The sequence below is a fragment of the Vallitalea sediminicola genome (assembly GCF_054408565.1).
In genome coordinates, this window is sequence record NZ_BTPT01000253.1 from 1 (window position 1) to 273 (window position 273).

Here is a 273-nt window from a genome sequence, read left to right on the forward strand (position 1 = left end):
TGGGTTTGACCTGGAAATGTTTTCTAGGAAGATGGAGGTATTTCAGCCAGATGTTGTAGTATTGTGTAATCCTAATAATCCTACTGGAAAATATCTTGGAGTAGACATAGTTAGTAAAATAGTAGATATAGTAAAGAGAGAAAACAGTTTTTTGTTTATAGATGAATCTTTTGTTGTATTTACTGGATATGAGCCTGTTGGGAATTGTACAGGTTATGAACATGTGTTTTCTCTTAGATCCATGACTAAGTATTATGCTGTGCCTGGATTGAG

General features: G+C 34.1%; 1 protein-coding gene. It reads left to right on the plus strand.

The features are described from left to right. On the plus strand, nt 1–273 hold a 273-nt coding region (locus ACX6CF_RS26640), incomplete at both ends, for an aminotransferase class I/II-fold pyridoxal phosphate-dependent enzyme (protein WP_458788404.1).